The organism is Pelagicoccus albus, from assembly GCF_014230145.1.
GTDB lineage: Bacteria > Verrucomicrobiota > Verrucomicrobiia > Opitutales > Opitutaceae > Pelagicoccus > Pelagicoccus albus.
On the sequence record NZ_JACHVC010000006.1, the window covers coordinates 751,952 to 769,518 of the forward strand.

15 protein-coding genes are annotated in these 17,567 nt (G+C 51.8%); 10 read left to right on the forward strand and 5 right to left on the reverse strand.

What is annotated here, in order from left to right:
- Positions 1-41 precede the first annotated feature (41 nt).
- Positions 42-2,198, forward strand: a complete 2,157-nt coding sequence (locus H5P27_RS06570; RefSeq protein WP_185659570.1) for a VTT domain-containing protein — start codon at positions 42-44, stop codon at positions 2,196-2,198.
- Here H5P27_RS06570 and H5P27_RS06575 read toward each other — a convergent pair.
- From H5P27_RS06575 to H5P27_RS06585, 3 genes are all read right to left on the reverse strand, one after another.
- Positions 2,167-2,916 (reverse strand): hypothetical protein, encoded by a 750-nt coding sequence (locus tag H5P27_RS06575; RefSeq protein WP_185659571.1) that lies wholly within the window; start codon positions 2,914-2,916, stop codon positions 2,167-2,169. The two genes, H5P27_RS06570 and H5P27_RS06575, sit on opposite strands and share 32 nt — an antisense overlap.
- Positions 2,917-2,995: 79 nt before the next feature.
- On the reverse strand, positions 2,996-3,775 hold the full coding sequence (locus H5P27_RS06580; RefSeq protein WP_185659572.1) for a hypothetical protein: 780 nt from the start codon (positions 3,773-3,775) through the stop codon (positions 2,996-2,998).
- Between the two features lie 36 nt (positions 3,776-3,811).
- On the reverse strand, positions 3,812-4,426 hold the full coding sequence (locus tag H5P27_RS06585) for a hypothetical protein (RefSeq protein ID WP_185659573.1): 615 nt from the start codon (positions 4,424-4,426) through the stop codon (positions 3,812-3,814).
- A 228-nt stretch (positions 4,427-4,654) separates the two neighbouring features.
- Here H5P27_RS06585 and H5P27_RS06590 point away from each other — a divergent pair, with 228 nt between their 5' ends.
- The 4 genes from H5P27_RS06590 to H5P27_RS06605 are packed head-to-tail and all read left to right on the forward strand — an operon-like array spanning position 4,655 to position 9,189.
- Positions 4,655-5,503 carry a MotA/TolQ/ExbB proton channel family protein gene (locus H5P27_RS06590; RefSeq protein ID WP_185659574.1) on the forward strand — a complete coding sequence of 283 codons (849 nt, stop codon included), beginning with the start codon at positions 4,655-4,657 and terminating at the stop codon, positions 5,501-5,503.
- Positions 5,504-5,526: 23 nt separating this feature from the next.
- On the forward strand, positions 5,527-7,032 hold the full coding sequence (locus H5P27_RS06595; RefSeq protein ID WP_185659575.1) for a hypothetical protein: 1,506 nt from the start codon (positions 5,527-5,529) through the stop codon (positions 7,030-7,032).
- A complete protein-coding gene (locus tag H5P27_RS06600; protein WP_185659576.1) occupies positions 7,022-8,089 on the forward strand; it encodes a vWA domain-containing protein in 1,068 nt (355 codons plus the stop codon). Before H5P27_RS06595 ends, H5P27_RS06600 begins: the two co-directional genes overlap by 11 nt.
- Positions 8,086-9,189: a hypothetical protein gene (locus H5P27_RS06605; RefSeq protein WP_185659577.1), complete on the forward strand. Its 1,104-nt coding sequence runs from the start codon at positions 8,086-8,088 to the stop codon at positions 9,187-9,189. Before H5P27_RS06600 ends, H5P27_RS06605 begins: the two co-directional genes overlap by 4 nt.
- Before the next feature lie 64 nt (positions 9,190-9,253).
- Here H5P27_RS06605 and pyrE read toward each other — a convergent pair whose 3' ends face one another.
- Positions 9,254-9,823, reverse strand: coding sequence for an orotate phosphoribosyltransferase (pyrE, locus tag H5P27_RS06610; RefSeq protein ID WP_185659578.1), 570 nt, complete (start codon positions 9,821-9,823; stop codon positions 9,254-9,256).
- 192 nt (positions 9,824-10,015) lie between these two features.
- Here pyrE and H5P27_RS06615 point away from each other — a divergent pair, with 192 nt between their 5' ends.
- Together H5P27_RS06615 and H5P27_RS06620 are read left to right on the forward strand one after the other, a co-directional pair.
- The gene (locus H5P27_RS06615; RefSeq protein WP_185659579.1) at positions 10,016-10,387 is read left to right on the forward strand and encodes a hypothetical protein; all 372 of its coding nucleotides are present in this window, start codon (positions 10,016-10,018) and stop codon (positions 10,385-10,387) included.
- Positions 10,388-10,613: 226 nt separating this feature from the next.
- Positions 10,614-11,684 (forward strand): methylated-DNA--[protein]-cysteine S-methyltransferase, encoded by a 1,071-nt coding sequence (locus H5P27_RS06620; RefSeq protein ID WP_185659641.1) that lies wholly within the window; start codon positions 10,614-10,616, stop codon positions 11,682-11,684.
- Positions 11,685-11,728: 44 nt separating this feature from the next.
- Here the strand turns inward: H5P27_RS06620 and guaB are convergent, their stop codons facing one another.
- Positions 11,729-13,297, reverse strand: a complete 1,569-nt coding sequence (gene guaB, locus H5P27_RS06625) for an IMP dehydrogenase (RefSeq protein WP_185659580.1) — start codon at positions 13,295-13,297, stop codon at positions 11,729-11,731.
- 101 nt (positions 13,298-13,398) lie between these two features.
- Between guaB and menC the strand changes: the two genes are divergently transcribed.
- Genes menC through polX form a run of 3 tightly spaced genes read left to right on the forward strand, consistent with a single transcriptional unit; the run spans position 13,399 to position 17,555 of the window.
- A complete protein-coding gene (gene menC, locus H5P27_RS06630) occupies positions 13,399-14,397 on the forward strand; it encodes an o-succinylbenzoate synthase (protein ID WP_185659581.1) in 999 nt (332 codons plus the stop codon).
- Positions 14,382-15,785: an AMP-binding protein gene (locus tag H5P27_RS06635; protein WP_185659582.1), complete on the forward strand. Its 1,404-nt coding sequence runs from the start codon at positions 14,382-14,384 to the stop codon at positions 15,783-15,785. The genes menC and H5P27_RS06635 overlap by 16 nt, the downstream gene beginning before the upstream one ends.
- 12 nt (positions 15,786-15,797) lie before the next feature.
- Positions 15,798-17,555, forward strand: coding sequence for a DNA polymerase/3'-5' exonuclease PolX (polX, locus tag H5P27_RS06640; protein WP_185659583.1), 1,758 nt, complete (start codon positions 15,798-15,800; stop codon positions 17,553-17,555).
- The last annotated feature ends 12 nt before the right edge of the window (positions 17,556-17,567 follow it).

Genomic DNA, 17,567 nt, shown 5'->3' on the forward strand with positions numbered 1-17,567 from the left:
ATCAATTTCTCCATTTACTCCTTAGCGGGACCGACGGTCTAATGCGTATCGAGAATCTCACTCCAGAACTCTTAGCCGGAGATGGTTTGAGGCGTAACGGCTTCTCTAAAATAAATGTTTTGGGAGCGGGATACGGTGCAGCTGAAGCCCTACTGTTTTCCGAGCAAATGGAGGAGCAGAGCCTCAATGCAACTATCTTGCTTGATCCAGTGATTTCGCCGCGACTGGAGTTAATTGGAGATCATTCATTGAATAAAGCTATGAAGGGATTCCAGCTCGCTTGGGTGTGGTTACTGGAAAATGCAGTCCCTCACTTTGGGAGTCTGGATTTTCTCGGTAAAGCCAAGAGAGTCTTTTCGATAGACCTGAGTGCTTCGGAATCAGCTTTTGAATCTGGAACCGCTCCCGTTCTTTTGATTTGTTCCGATAGTGAAGACGATTGCAGGTTCTACCTGAAGGTTAGGCCAGATGCGGTATTTGTATCCGAGAATGTACTAGAATCAGCCCTGCTATTTTTAGATTCACCGCGACATTCTGAAGATCAATCCAAACCCGTGCCCTTCGAGCAATTGGACTTGGAACCTCTAGACTCGCTATGGGCCGGGCTCTTGCTTGCGATTGCTACGTTTGCGAGCGAGGATCTCGCCTGCATAGGAGGTGGATTGCTCGCCTCGAGCGGTAGTGTAGGGTTGCTTACCGCTATTTTGGGCTGTCTCCTCGGAATCTTTTTTGGGGATTTAGGGATTTACATGATTGGTCGAGTGTTTGGGACGGCAGCTTTGGAGATTCCATTGTTAAAGCATCTCGTTTCGCCTCGTCTCCTTGGAAAAGGAGACGAATTCTTCGAGCGAAAAGGCCTTCTCTTAGTGATCGCTACCCGTTTCTTTCCAGGGTCGCGAGTGCCAACCTATTTTGCCGCCGGTGTAGTCAAGGTTAATTGGATACGGTTCTCTTTTTCTCTCCTTGTGGCTTCCGCGATTTGGACGCCAATTTTAGTTCTTAGCGCGTACTTTTTTGGCGACCGTTTCCTCGATCTGTTTGAGTCTATGGGCGTAAGCTCATGGCTAGGTTTACTCGCTGTATTCGTTTCTCTCCTCTACCTCTTGAGATTCGCAGCTAGGCTGTGTAGTTGGAAAGGGCGTCGACTCTCTTATTCCAAGCTTCAGCGTTCTATCCGCTGGGAATTTTGGCCCATGTGGGTTGTCTATGCTCCCGTGGTGCCTTATATCCTCTGGCTTGCTCTACGGAATCGGTCTGTTTCTCTGCCGTTTTCTGTAAATCCTTGTATGCCAGCCAGTGGTCTTGTCTATGAATCCAAGATTCAAATACTGAATTTGCTGCAAGAGCATGGAGCCCCAGTTGCTCGATTTGAAGCAGTAGAGCTCGATTTGCCACTCGCTGATAAGCTGGACAAGTTGAAGTCATTTCTGAACCGCAACAATACGAACTACCCGGTGGCATTAAAACCAGATGTCGGACAACGTGGGCAAGGGGTGGTAATCGCGAAGAGCGAGGCTGATGCGGTGCGGTTTTTCGAAAATCAAAGAGAAGATACCATAATTCAGGAATTTGTATCGGGAGATGAATACGGAGTTTTTTATAGGAGGTTTTTCAGCCGAAAATCGGGTGAGGTAAGTTCGATTACCGATAAGCGAAGCACGAGCGTAACAGGGAATGGCATTTCCACTGTGGAGGAGCTTGTTTTGTCCGATTCTCGCGCCGTTTTGATGGCGAGGTATTTCCTGAAAGAATACGAAAGCCAATTGAATCATGTCCCGAAAAAGGGGGAGCGTTTTTCATTGGCTGATATTGGCACCCATAGCCGCGGAGCTTTGTTCCTTGATGGAAAAGACTTGCTGACTCCTGAGCTCGAAGCCGCAGTCGACGCTTTTTCACGTGTGGTACCGGGTTTCCACTTTGGTCGCTACGATTTGCGAGTGCCAAGCCCTGAACATTTGAAGCGAGGAAAGGGGATTCGAATAATCGAGTTAAATGGAATCACCTCTGAGCCCACCAATATGTATGATCCACAGCATGGCCCGTTCTTTGGGTGGTCGCAATTGATGGAGCAATGGAAGGCTATCTTCGAACTGGCAAAAGAAAACCGGCTCGCTGGGCACGAGCCGGTATCCAAAAGATTCGTTGTGAAGTTAGCTTGGGGACACTTTAGAGGTGTTCCTTCGCGAGACCTTTCTTAACGAAGGCGACGACTTCGTCGTCACTCTTGAGCTTCACGGTAGTGGCGTCTTGAGTGTCCGTGCCGATGTAGTCCGTGGCCGCCGATGCCATGATGGGAAGATACTCCCTGAGGTCGGTGCTTTCATCCTCGTTCTTGACTGTAACACTCCAAAGCTCTTCAGCCGAAACATCTCCTGATTCGGCGAGTGTGTTTTGCTTAGCGGTCAAAACGAGGTATTTCTCGTTTATGAGGATTGACCTGGCTTCTTGGCTATAGCCGATCAACTCGGTCGAAACGCGTCCTGGAACGTAAACGCGAACGGTTCGAATCTTACCGTCGGAGCCTTTAATTTGCTGCAAAACGTAGCTGCCGGGGCCTCGGATGGTTCTGTATTCAGGAACTTCGAACACGCGAACTTCCTGGCGAGGTGGCTCCATACCGTAGTCAACCTCGATCACCATGTCCGCCTCCAAGGGGTCGAGTGCTTCATACATGCCCTTTGCAGAGAGAGCGGTGCGAATCCAGTTGGCTGTCTCCTGATAACGCAGATCTGAAGTGTCCGTAGCGGGATCTCGAGGAACGAGCACATAGGATTCCGCATCGGTTTCGACGACTTGCGGGTTCGCAATTGCGTCCACCTGCATCTCATAGGTTGTGTTGCAGGCCTGCAATAGCAGTCCGAACAGCATGATGGATACAGCTTTCAGTGGTGTTTTAAAACCTGTGGAATGCTTCATGATGAAGAGCTTTGTTTGAATTAGGAATACGCTTGTATTCAGAATACTTGGCGTGTGGCGCGTGAGGCACGTTTTTGTGTTAAATGCTGATCGTATCGTCTCTGAAGTAGCTCGGTTGACTAAGACCCTTCTTGACGAAGACTACCGCTTCGTCGCGGCTGTTGATTTCGACGGTTTGAGTCGTGGTAGAATCTTCCCCGATGTAGTCGACTGCAGCAGCAACCATGACCGGTAGGTATTCTTGCAGGTTAGTGCTGTCGTCAGAGTTGGTGACTACGACGTTCCAGACTTCTTCTGTCTCGCCGTCCGCTTGCTCGCCTTGGCTGTTGAGCTTGGCGGAAAGGACCAAGTATTTCTCAACAACGATGACAGATTTGGTTTCGATCGTGTAGCCGACGACTTCGTCCATCTTCGCTCCACGGACGTATACGAGTTTCGGTTCGGAAATCGAACCAGGAGCCGGGCGACTCATAACATGCGTGCCCGGAGTCTCGACGCTCTTGTAAATGGGGGTCTTGATTTCCTTAAGCTCTTGGCGAGGAGCTTCCATCCCGTAGCTGACTTCTACGACGAGATCAGCGTCTTGTGGGTCGAGCGCTTCGTACATACCTTTCGCGGACAATGCAGTACGTACCCATTCTTCAGATTCTTTGTATTCCGGCGTGGAGGTGTCAGTCTCTGGATCGCCGGGCACTAGAACGTAGGAATCGGCATCCGGTATTTGCGATTGCTGGCTGTTGATGGCGTCTACCTGCATCTCGTAGGTGGAGTTGCAGGCTTGGATAAACATAGATATCACGACGAGCAGTAGACTCGTTGCGAGTGAGGTAACATTAGCAGACTTTGTTTTTTGGGGCATTTGGGTTTTCTTGTGTCTAAGAAAACGATTCTGGTCCTAGAGTTGGGGGTCGGACGGTTCTTCAGTCGTTTTCTTGTAAGCTGTAGAGGTGCCGCCTTCGAGTTCGGCGAGCTCCTTCTCAAGACGCGCGGCTTCGGCCAGGGCTTCACGTTCGCGTTCTTCGAGCTCGTCCAGCTCACGTTTTCTCTCGATGGCTGCGTCGCGTCTTTTCTGTAGAATGGCAAGCTGCTGCTCGGCACTCTCCGCGCGTGTCGTCATTTCAGCCAACTCTTCTTCGGTGATCCGGAAACCTTCCGCTATTTCCAAGTCTTCTTGGAGCTGGGCTTTCTCCTTCTCCTGAGCCCGCTTTTGCATAGCGATGGCTTGGTTGTAGGCACGCTGTTGAGCGAGGGTGTCCTGACGTTTGTTTTCTCGGTTTTGAGCGACGGCTCCGATAACGGTGCCGACCGCTGCTCCTGCAAGACCAGCTGCGGCGATTCCACCTGCGTCTTCACCGGCTATGAGTCCACCGACAGCTCCCACGGTCGCGCCTGTCGTGCCACCTTTAACGGTTTTTGAAGCTGCAGGTCCAGCGCAACCGGTTTGTAAGATGAGCGAGGCGGCGGCCAAGAGGGCGATAGGGGTTGAGATTAGGGCTTTCATCCGGTTCATACTTAATAAACTACGTTCGATCTTGTTTGATTGGATTCGCGTAAAATTTTTTTTGAGGTATGGGTTAGTAATTCTCTGGAAAACTTAGATCCACACGATGTGAATTTCAATGAAACTATGTTGATTCATGGATCGTATAGAAAATGGTAGGCGAGGCTGGATTTAAGGCTTCCTTTGGCTAAGCTAGGCTCGCAACTGCCCCAACCAACAAAGTTAAAGCAATCATTTATGAAAAGGAACAGCTTCCTGTCCCGCGAATTTCTGGTAATTTCCCTTGGCCTCGTCGTTTCCGTTCTGGTCGTGTTTGCGGTTTATCGGTCCTATATCTGGCCCACGGCGGAAGACATCAAGATCGCCAGCTTAGTTGAAGCGAACCAGAACCCGGACAAGCCCAAGGTCGCCAGCCGTTCGTTTATCATCATCGTTCAAGACAAAGAGCAAATGGTGTGCCTGATGCTGATGAGTTGGGCGATGATCATTCTAGCCTCCAAAGCTGTGCGGGTGATTGGCGAGCGTTCATTGGTAAGCTACCCATTTCTAGGCATTTCCAAGGGGGAGCGAATTATTCCAGAAGACGCTCTAGCTCACTACAAGGATCTCGAAAGCGAAGTCAGCCGGAAACCGAGACTTCGGGATAAGATATTGCCGGATTTGATTTTGGCGGCCCTGCACCGCTTTGACTCTACCCATTCGATCCAGGATGCGTCTCTGGCTGTCAGCGAACGATCCGAGATGGCCTACGACGAATTGGATTCTGACCTAGGTCTACTCCGCTACCTCGCTTGGGCTATTCCTTCGGTAGGGTTCATTGGTACGGTTCGAGGCATCGGCGAGGCATTGGCTCAAGCTGACGAGGCGATCCGCGGCGATATTTCAGGGGTAACCTCTTCGCTTGGCTTGGCCTTCAATTCTACGCTGATCGCCCTTTTGCTCAGTATCGCTCTCATGTTCTTTTTGCACTTGCTTCAGTCGAAGCAGGAAAAGCTCCTGCTTGATTTGAAGGATTTCGCCACTAAGCGAGTTATCGCCCTAATGAAGACGCCGGAACGTGAGGAAACTCACATCAGCTACACCTGATAACCTCTGACCCGCGAGACGATATGGCTACTTTAGGAATTGAGTTAAGCGATGTAGGCGTGCACGGCGTGGTTATCGATGACGATGGATCGACTCGTACCATCAAGCTGGGCAAGGAAACTGAACGTTTGCCTGCCTACGCCTACGCGGGTTCGGATTCGGGGGAATTGATCTTCGGAGCGGAGGCCCAGGAGCTTGGGCAGGTTTACCCTCGGAGAATGAATTCGTCATTCATCGACGAGCTGTCGCTTCTTTCCACAGACTTCGAAGGCAGGCAGTCCAGAATAGCGTATTCGCAAATAGCCTACCGTTTCCTCAAGGAACTGGTGGATCGTGTTGGCAAGGAAGAGCAAAATATAGATAGAGTCGTGCTAGCTGTGCCTGGCCATTATCTCGAGCAGAACGATCTGGCCGAGCAGCGAATCGGGATTCTATTAGGTATCCTTGGAGACTTGCAGGTACCAGTGGTGGGAGTTGTGGATATGGCGGCTGCTTCCTTGTACAGCGAGGGATTGTGGGGCGTGGCGGAAGGTGAACGCCTTTTTCACTTCGATTTGCTCCTGCACGCGACGCATATCACTGTATTCAACAAACGATACGGACTGGAGAGAGTCTATTTTTCCAGACAACCCCAGAGTGGATTTCAGGCCATGCAGGAGCGATTCTCCAATGCCATGGCAAATCGCTTTCTCAAGCAGACTTCATTCGACATCACCGAAGACCGTCGCATCGAACAAGCATTTCATTCGCAGACCCGAGAGATGCTTTTCCATCTAGGGAAGGTGACTGAAGCCAGCCTCGAGGTGTCGACTCGAGAGAAATCACGCCAAATGACGGTGACTCGTGATTTAGCGGCCTTGGATTTAGCTCCCTACGTCAAGGTCCTGACGCAAATCCTGCTACGTGCCATAAACGATTTCGGTGACGGAGATGGGCCTATGCAAGTGATCCTCTCCGAGCGAGCCGCGGCTATCCAAGGGTTAAAAGAGTCAATGATCGCACAGGGTGTCGGTATCGTTAAGCAACTACCGGCGGAGAGTTCTGCGTTTGGAGCCGCGAACCTCGGTAAGACTTGGGAGCTGCCTGATTCGATCGAGGAGGTCCGGGTCGAGACTGGTATAAATTTAGACATTCCACAAGGCGATGAATCGAGCTCTACCAGATCTCGCTTCCCGATCGGCGCCATACGACTCATCAAGCAAGGCAAGTCTCTGAATCCGACGCACATTGTTTGCGATGGCCTCGCATATGAACTCGGAAACGGCGACTTTATCGTTGGTTTTGGCGAGTCGGAGGAATTCAATCTCGTAGTCGAGAGGGACTTAACACCGGCTCCAGCAGAACTCTTCCGGCTAAAGTTCGAGGAGGATCGTTGGTTTTTGGCTGAATCCAAAAGCACCATAATCGAGTCCGCTCCGGCCAATAGTCTCAAAGCTGGCGATTCATTTGAAGTTGCCCTGCCAGGTCGACGCAAACAGCTGCTGCTGATCCACTGTATCCAATCCGTGATGACAGGAAATGAGTCGTAAGCGTAAAGAGACTGAAGTTTTTAGCCTGTCTTTCCTGGACTGTATCTGCTGCGGTTTCGGAGCTGTCTTGCTGTTGTTTGTTTTAACTGCTAGCCGCAAAGCCGATCAAATGGATGATCTCCAATCGAAGATCATGGCAGTGATTGGTGACATGGAATATGAGATCTCCCTAAAGGATAAGGAGATTGAGCGAAAAAAGGCGACGCTGGCCGTTGAAACTCGCTTAGCCAAGGATAGTGGAGCTCGCTTGGACGAAACCAAGAAACGCCGCACCGAATTGGAGGACATGTTGAAGCTTTTGCTACAGCAGTTGGCGGCGATCGAAGGTGAGCTGGGGAAGCTTATCGATGAAAAGGAAAACATGCCGACGCAGGAAGAGAAGGTCCCCATTCCTATTCCGAATCCAGACCGTCGCCAATATTTGACTGGATTCGATATCCTTGGAAATCAGGTTCTCTTTTTAGTGGAGGCATCAGGCGGTATGACCGCGGATACGCTCGTCGACGCCGCCGAATGGGCTGACAAACCTGAAAAAGAAAGGCGTGAAGCTCCCAAATGGAAGAGGGTCAAAAAAGCCCTGAAATGGATGATTGCGAACCTCAAAGAAGGTTCGAACTACAAGATCATATTTTTCAACAAGGAACTGGTACCGCTAGAGGTGGGCTTCGGTCGGGATTGGTTTGACCCGATGGATCCCGATTTAACAGTGGAAGTCCTCAATGCCATCGATGATATCACTCCAGAGGGTGGTGCGAATCTCGAGAAAGCCTTCGCGATCGTAAACGAGTTGCCGATCGAACCGGATCGCCTCGTGCTGATATGCGACGGCTTGCCAACGCTTTCGGATTCTTACGCTGGGGGTGGAAACCAAGTCATGTACGACGATCGCGTCGCCATGTTGAGAGCAGCGCAAAACGCGTTGAAGCTGAATCTTCCGGTTAACACCATCATGTATCCACTAATGCCTGACCCGGGATCTGCGGTTCACTATTGGCGACTAGCAAATTCTAGCGATGGTTCCATGATTAGCCCTTCGGAGGGATGGCCTGACATATGAGCCGCAGGGTAAGAAAGACCGAGGTATTCAGCCTCTCGTTTCTGGACTGTATCTGCTGTGGTTTTGGGGCGATCATCCTCCTCTTCATCGTATCGATGGGGGTGCAGGCGACGGAGATTATCAAGCTGCAAAAGGTATTGGAAAATACCTTGATGCAGAGGCAGCTGATGCTGGCTGATTACCAGATTCGAAACGATGAACTGGATGTGCACCTCAGTCTAGAGCGCAGCAAACGACGCCGCACCGACAAGGAGCGTAACACGTTAGAAGCTTTGATCGCCGAACTCAGGCAACAGATTAACGATAAGGAAAAGGCGAAAGAGCTTTTGGTTAGCGATTTGGAATCGATCGAGGAGGAGCTCGCCGCCTTGCAGATCGAGCCTGAGGTTGAGCAAAAGATCATCAAGCCGGTGCCAATCGGGGTCCCGGTAGAAAGCAATGTGATCGCCTTCGTGATCGATACATCGGGCAGTATGCGCGAGCACAGTACGAACCTGATAAATCCTCACGTAGTTCGAAAGTTCGAAGAAGTCATTACCTCGTATCCCGAAGTTAAAGGTATCCAGCTGCTGGATGCGTCCGGCCGTTTTATCATGGGTTCTCGACTAGGCGGACGTTGGTTGCCTGATTCGGCTGAGATGCGAGAGTCGATGGTTCGGCAAGTTCGACTTTATCCTTTTGAGAGCGAGAGTAATCCGGTACCCGGAATTAAACGCGCTATCCGCCAGCTGTACGACCCGGAAGCAGAAGAGCTACATTTCGGCATCTACGTTTTTGGAGACGAGTTTACCGGCAAACCGGAACCCGTTCTGGCTGAGATTCGAAAGCTAAATCAAGATAAGGACGGAAAACGTATTGCCCGTATCAACGCCATTGGTTTTCCCAACGTGATCAACAACGGGGCGATGCTGTTACAGAATTCTGGTGTGAAGTTTGCGAAGTTAATGCACGACCTCACTTACGAGCACGGCGGAGCCTTCATAGGAATGAACCGAGAGAATCTCGACTCCATCGATCGCAACGAAAGAGGCCGTTATCCAACGCCGCCACCGCCGCCGACGCGAGGAGGGGGAGTCATCATTCGATTCCCTGGCATCTAGTTTGGGCGTGAAAAAGGCCCGACTTGAGATCGGGCCAGAATAAGAAAACTGCTTCAGCTTTAAATCAGCTACCTGGTTTGATTGCAGGTATGTCTTTCAAATGGTCTGGCAAGTTTTCCGGATCGTAAGTTGGGAAGCCCATCTCCAAAAGGGAGTAGAGGGGGGACTCAAAGGAAGCGTTGCCTTGGCTGCGGTCAACTAAAACTCCGATGCCAGCCACGACTCCGCCGTTTTGCTTAACGATCTCAATCGCTTCGTTTACGCGACCTCCTCGTGTAACGACGTCCTCTACGATCAAGATTTTCTCGCCTTCCGCTATCTTAAATCCGCGGCGGAGCTCCAGCTTGTCGTCAACCTTTTCCACGAAGATGTAGCGTTTGTCGAATTGACGAGCGACTTCCTGGCCAACGACGAGTCCGCCCATCGCTGGGGCGAGCACAGTATCGAACTCTACTGATTCAAGCTTCGGCTTGAGCAATTCGATAAGGCGGCTGACTTCGCCGATGTATTGGCAGACCTGAGCGCATTGGAAGAAGTATTCGCTACGGAGTCCCGAGCGAAGAATGAAATGTCCTTGGAGGAGCGCTTTGGTGCGTTTGAAAATGTCTAATACTTCGTCCTGCGTGGATTGCATGGCGGCGAAACTAGGATACGCCCGCTACAGCAATCCAGCAAAAAAGACCGTGGTATCATTCAAGCGCCCAAACGTGACTTTTATCTAATCGGAACAAAGGTAGCGGTTCAGGTACAAACAGTTTTATCCGATCTATCTGTTGGCGATTGCTCAACGACCTGATCTGGCTATATTACAAACTACTTATCAAACATGGACGAAGCGAACACTTTAACAGAATCAAGCTGGTTATGGGGGACAGTCTGGGTGTTTTACGCCCTGTTCTACGGTCGCTACTTCCGGCACGTTGCGAACCGACTGAAACCGGATCTGGACCGGGTTGAGGTCCGAGGCTCTCCGGAACGCCTGAGACGGAAGGGCCGCTCGTGCCGTAGATTCGCATTTTTTCTAGCCATAGCGACAGCTTTGGAGGCGATACGGTCGACTGATTTCACCAGCGCGATCATTTCCATCACGCCGTGTATCTTTGGTCTTTGGGTAATGCACGCTGTTTGGAGCGAGGTCTTCCGTTCCAAAATACCAAAGTCAGAAACGAGTGCCGGCAAATACCGGGAACGCTCGTAACTCCCCGATCTTTTAGCTGAAAGGCGGCAACTGGTTAGTCCGGTTGCCGCCATTCCTGTTTTGGACGCGAGGGAAAATCAATGCCCGTTTTTCGGCGGCAGTCCGCACGTGTGATTTGATACTCTGGTTCAAAAACAAACCTATGATGACGAGCCAAATTGAACGATCCACTCAAGCCGGGGTTGCCAGCCAGATTTCAACAGACAATCTTCGTAGTCTGCAAACGATGCCGAGCGAGAGTCAAAACTCAGAATATTATCAAGCGCTTGTGCAGCGTGATTCCCAGTACGAAGGCGTATTCTACGCTGGCATTAAAACGACCGGGATATTTTGCAGACCCACTTGCCCAGCGAGAAAGCCAAAAGAGCAGAACTGCGAGTTTTTTGCCAAAGTTCAGGATGCGCTCCTTGCGGGCTACCGTCCTTGCAAGCGTTGTCAGCCTATGTCTCAACCCAATGCCGCCTCGCCAGCGATCCTTACCTTAATAGAATCTGTGGAAAAGGAACCTGAGAGGCGTTGGAGCGATGCGGACTTCCGAGCCTTGGGTATCGATGCTTCGACGGTTCGTAGGCAATTCAAGAAACGCTTTGGAATGACTTTTGTCGCTTACGCCCGAGCTCGCCGCATGGGATTGGCTCTCAAGAAGATCCGAGACGGTAGTCGTGTTATCGATACGCAGTTGGATAGTGGATACGATTCCGGCAGTGGCTTTCGGGATGCTTTTGCGAAGATCATGGGTTCCGCACCGCAAAACAAGGATGCTACTTTGCTGAAAGCTCACTGGCTTGATTCTCCCCTTGGGCCGATTCTTACCGTTGCGGACGAAGAAGGACTTATCCTGTCGGAGTTCACCGACCGCCGGGGACTCGAACGTGAAATCGAGAAACTCCGCTCACGCCTCAAAGCGGCGATCGTACCAGGCACAAACCTGATTCTTGAATCGATAGAGGCTGAGCTAGCGGCGTATTTCGCGGGAGAGCTAACGGAGTTCAAAACTCCGTTGAAGATGATCGGCTCTGAGTTTCAGAAAGCAGTTTGGAAAAGCCTGCAGCGAATTCCTTTTGGCGAAACCCGTTCGTATGCCAAGCAGGCTGAAGCTATAGGGAATCCGAAAGCCGTGCGAGCAGTGGCGCGTGCCAATGGAATGAATCAGATCGCGATCGTGATCCCTTGTCATCGGGTGATCGGTTCCGATGGAAGTCTGACTGGATACGCAGGAGGTCTGCCTAGAAAGCAATGGCTTCTTGAGCACGAAAGCCGTGTCAGTGGCAAACCGATCCAGATGGAGCTGACTTAGCTCCGAGACGGCGCTTCCTGCACCGGCCCGGAGAGAGAGGGAGTCTAGCCTCGTTTCGAGATTTCGATGACGTCGTGTGGGGCGGATTCTTTCATTCCGGCGGACGAGATTCGAACATAGCGGGCCTTAGACTTCAACTCAGGCAGAGTTGCTGCTCCGAGATAGCCCATGCCGGATTGGATGCCACCAGCCAGAGGAGCTAGCGTTTCAGACACGGTGCCTTGGACTTCCTTCATGCCCTCGATGCCTTCGGCGGTGAGCTTTCGGGTCGTGTCCTTCTTGTCCTGGCCATAGCGGGATGCTGAGCCTTTTTCCATGGCGCTTATGCTGCCCATGCCGCGATATTGCTTGTAGAGCTTGCCATTGATTTCAATCAACTCGCCCGGCGCTTCACGGCAGCCGGCCAACATTCCACCCAGGATTACGGCATCGGAGAGGGTAAGGGCTTTGACCATGTCGCCAGATTTGGTGATTCCTCCGTCTGCGATAATCTTGACCCCCTTTTTCTTTGCTCCCTGCGCGGCTACGTAAAGGGCGGTCAACTGGGGAACGCCCACGCCCGCTACGATTCGCGTGGTACAAATGGATCCTGGGCCTTGCCCAATCTTGATCGCATTTGCACCGCAATCCGCCAAGTACTCGACACCGCTGGCCGAGGTGACGTTTCCGGCGATGATGGTGAGATCCGGGAATTGTTCGCGAACGAACTTTACGGTTTCACCCACCCCGGCGCTGTGTCCGTGAGCGGTGGATACAGCAACGGCGTCCACTTTTTCCGCCACAAGGTTCCCGACATGTTCGGCAATCGCGTCATGATCCAAGCTGCCATCTGGCTTACGGATCGCTGATATGGCTGCGCCCACTACGAGGCGGAAATTCGAGTCGCGGGCTGGTTTGAGAACGGATTGGGACTCGGCGTTGATACGCTCGATGTCGGAGAGGGAAACGATTCCTTTCAGGAATCCGTCCGAGTTAACTACGAGCAATTTGTTGATGCCGATATTTTCGCTGAAAAACTTGTCCGCTACTCTGATCGGGTCGTGCAGCACGTCCTTCTCATTCATGGCATGGACATGGTCCAAAGGCTCCATCGCGTCTTTTACCTCAAGTGCCGAATAACGCTCCTTTACTACTCGGCTGCTGAGAAGGCCCGCGAGTCGGCCATTTTCATCTACAACTGGGAAGGTACGGAACTTGTAGCTTTTCTCGGCGATGAGCTTCAGAACATCCCCAATCTTCAGGTGGATCGGGATAGTTATCGGGTTGGGAAGTAGACCGTTTATGTGATACTTGACCCGGGTGACCTGCGACACCTGCTCCCGATAGGGCATATTGTAGTGGATGATGCCCATCCCGCCGCACAGGGCCATATGGATAGCCATCTGGTACTCCGTGACCGTATCCATATCGGATGACAGAATCGGTAGATTCAACATCAGGCGGTCCGAAAGGCTGGTTGCCAAGGAAGCGTTGCGAGGGAGGATATCCGTGTAATTCGTCGCCAACGATACGTCGTCGTATGTGAGCGCGTTGTCACGCTGGGCGGTGAAAAAGTCGTCGCTGCCGAGGTAGTAGCTATTTTCGTCGAAGTCTTTTGAACTTAGGCTGGCCATAGTCCGAGGTAGAGAGAGGGATGCTAGGAATCAAGAATTTTGAAGTTAATCCCCAAAAAATTTTGCCTAGATCGGGCAGTGAAGCTTAATCGCCTCCCACCATGGTCCGCTTCCAATACAAAGCCTACAGAAGATCCTTTGCAGGTGACTTTTCCAATGCTCGGGAGAGCTTTGCTAAAAGGGAAGGAGCGATCGTTCGACTTGAGGACAAGGATGGGCGAGTTGGCTTCGGTGAAGCGGCTCCGATACCGAGTTTCGGGTCTGAGAGCTTTGCCTCTCTTATCGCTGCCGCAGTGGCCATCGAGGAGAGGGTGGATTTTGAGAGCCTGTTGCCTCGGCTGAAAGGATACCCCTGCTTGTCTTGGGCACTGGGAACAGCTCACGCCATGATTGAACGGGAGGGAACTTGGCCATCTTTTGACAAGCCAAGAGCCATTTGCGGGCTCGTTTCGGATATTTGCGATTCAGAGGCTATATCGGAGCGAGTGAAGCTGCACTATCAATGCCTGAAGTTTAAGATCGGCAAGTTAAGCATGCTCGAGGAGCAGCGGGCGTTGGACCGAGTGATGGATATTTGCGAAGGGAAGCTGAAGATCCGCCTCGATGCCAATGGTTCGCTGGATTTTCGCTCCGCGGCTGGTTGGCTTGAACACGCAGCAGGATTGCCCGTCGAGTTCATCGAGCAACCATTGCCGATGGGGCAGGAAAAGGAGATGATGCGATTGGCTGCGGATTTCCCTGCTCCGATCGCCCTCGACGAGTCTGTCTGTAGTGTGGATGATTTCAAGCGCTGTAGAGACGCCCAGTGGCCCGGAATATTCGTTCTCAAGCCTTCGCTCTCGGGAGCGTTTAGAGAGCTTCGCGACGAATTAGAGGGGTCGGGGGATGAGATCGTGTTTTCCTCCGCTTTGGAGACTAAGGTAGGTGCGGCAAATGCGATCGGTTTGGCCCTTTCGTCTTCAACGAGCCAAAGGGCTCTTGGATTTGGAGTGGAGTCACTCTTTGCCGATCGAAATATAGGTCTGGAGTTAGGTCCATTCTTGCAGCCGGGGGGCTTGCCGAATACCGAAGAACTGGAGCAGTTGTGGAACCAGATTTAGACAGACTCTTTGATTTCGAGATGCGGGGCGGTTTGTTCCCGCAATTCGCCTCGGTTTGGGACTCGGTTTACGATTCGGCAAAATCTACGGTGGACAAGATTTGTGAAGCGAAGCCTGGTCGCTTGAGGGTGGCCATCAACGCGGCCCACCCCTTGAGTTTCGCTGCACTCTTCCTTGCCTGCGGTCGGAAAGAAATGGACATCTTCCTCTTCAATCCGACATGGGGGCGTGTTGAACTAACCACCGCCAACCGGATCGCCGATACTCATTTTCTGTTGCAAGATACCTCGGAGGGGGTGTTCGAGGCGACGGGAAGCTCCACTGCTGGGCCAGCAAGGCCAATTGAAACCGGGTTCAACAAACTTAGAGTCATGATTCCTACGGGAGGAACATCTGGACGGATCCGTTTCGCGATCCACGACTGGAGTACTTTGGCGGCAGCGACCTACGGTTTTCAGCAGCATATGAATTGCTCCCATATGGCAGCTCATTGTGTTTTGCCTTTGTATCATGTCAGTGGATTCATGCAGCTAGTGCGAGCTCTCCTGACTATGGGCAGCGTGGTCTTTGGTCGCTTGGAGACATTCGCGAAAGAGCATGAGCTATTGTTGAAGGAAGAGCGCGAGGCCCGGTTCGTTTCGCTCGTCGCCACGCAGTTGGAGCGTTTGCTCAGAGACGAATCAAATGCCCCGCTTCTGAAGGATTACGGAGCTATCTTTTTAGGTGGAGGTCCAGCCCCCGTTGGCCTCTTGGACAAGGCTCGCATCTTAGGGCTGCCCCTTGCTCTGACCTATGGAATGACTGAGACGGCGGCTCAAGTTGCGACCCTTCAACCTGCTCGATTCCTAAAAGGCGCTCAAAACCAAGGTAAGCCGCTTCCGCATGTGCGAATCGATATCGTAAATGAGGAAACGACTAGTGAGCTCCTTCCTCGCGGAGAAGTTGGCATTATTAGAATTCTTTCCTCGTCGTTGTTTCATGGATACTACGGAGATAAGGTGAATAAACCGGAACGCTCCATCTTGACCTCCGATTTGGGCAAGATAGACGAAACAGGATGCCTCACGGTGCTTGGGCGAGCGGATCGAGTGGTCATTACCGGTGGGGAGAAAGTGAGTTTGCGCGAGATCGAATTGGTCTTTGAGGACAGTGGTTTGGTTTCGGATGTTTTGGCCTTTGGTGTCGATGACCGCGAATGGGGCCAATCTTTGGCGGTCGCCTATGTCCCCAAGGATCAAGCAGTGAAAGAGACCCTTTTGAAAGAGATTATCTCTGATGAGCTTTCGAACTTCAAATGTCCGAAAAAATGGATACGGCTTTCCGCCATTCCTCGGAATGAAGCGGGTAAACCTCAGCTGGAAGAGCTGAAACGAATACAAGGATTTTAGAAAATCGCCTAGATGGATAAGAGTGAAATCGCCGACATACTGAATGAGATAGCAGTTCTGCTAGAAATTAAAGGTGAGAACCCTTTCAAGATTAGGGCTTACCAGAATGGGGCTCGCAAATTAGAGAGTTTAGACGAGGACCTCGCCGAACTTGTTGAGCAGGACAAGCTCAAGGAGGTCGCGGGATTTGGCGATGCGCTCGTACAGAAAATCAGCGAGTTGTTCGAGACCGGCCGACTCGAATTTTACGACAAGCTCAAGGCTTCGGTAGAGCCAGGCTTGATCGAGATGCTGGAGATCCCCGGATTGGGAGCCAAGAAGATCAAGGCCATGCACAAGGAACTCGAAATCTCGTCAATCGATGAGCTCAAGTCGGCGTGCGAAGATGGACGTGTTGCAGCCTTGAAGGGATTTGGCAAAAAGACCGCTGAGAAAATCGTGCAAGGCATCGCTAATCGCGAAGCCTATGGAAAGAGGCACCTGTGGTGGGATGCCTTCGAGGTTGCTAAACCTATTTTGGATGGGCTTCAGAAGTTGCCAGAGGTCGTCAAGGCTTCGCACGCTGGCAGCCTGCGTAGGAAACGCGAAACCGTTGGCGATTTGGATTTTATCGTGGGGTCGGATCAGCCGAAACCGATCATGGATTGGTTTGTCGCCCAAGAGGGCGTAAAAGAGGTCACGGCTCGCGGCGAAACCAAATCGAGCGTCAGATTCGAATCAGGCTTGCAAGCCGATTTGCGAGTAGTGCCACCGGGGCAATTCGCCTTTGCCCTGCATCATTTCACGGGATCAAAGGATCATAACGTGTCCATGAGACAGAGGGCTTTGTCCCAAGGTTATAGTCTGAGCGAGTGGGGCCTGAAGCCTGTCGACGAGGAGGATTTTTCGAAAGGGAAAAAGGCTGAGAATGAAGAGGAGCTCTTCGCCGCCCTTGGCTTGAACTTTATCCCTCCCGAATTGCGCGAAGGTCTTGGAGAATTGGATTTGGCCGAAAAGGGAAAACTTCCCGAGCTGCTTAAACCCAGCGACCTGAAAGGCGTTTTCCACAATCACACAACTGCTTCGGACGGCCGGAATTCCTTGGAGGAAATGACTGCTGCAGCGGAAGCCAAGGGTTGGGAATATTGGGGAGTCGCCGATCACTCCAAAGCTAGCTTCCAGGCCAATGGCTTGGATAGCGACCGAGTCATGGGCCTGATCGACGCGGTCGAAGAGATCAATAAGTCCGGCAAGTTTTCGACTCATGTGTTTTCTGGGATCGAGTGCGACATCCTTGGCGACGGCGCCTTGGATTTGGATGAGGAGACTTTGATGGCCCTGGATTACGTCGTCGCATCTGTTCATATTTCCATGACTCAGCTGGAGGACGAAATGACGAAACGTCTGATTCGGGCCATCGAAAATCCAGCCACAACCATGCTGGGCCACTTAACTGGGCGGATCTTGCTAAAGCGTGAGGGGTACAAGCTTAACGTTTCGAAGGTGGTCGATGCGGCGATCGCAAACGGCGTAATCATCGAGCTCAACGCAAATCCGCGCCGCTTGGACATGGATTGGAGATTCTGGCGTCAGGCTTCGGAAAAGGGTCTATTGACCAGTATCAATCCGGACGCTCACAGGGTGGAGCATTTCGAATTTGTGGAGGCTGGGGTGAATTCGGCTCGCAAGGGCTGGCTGCAGGCTTCCAGCGTCTTCAACACGCTTTCGCTTGCCGAGGTGCGTGCAGCCTTCGCTAAGCGTCGTCCGAATTTAGAACGGTTGAGCTTTTAGCTAATTCTGGAG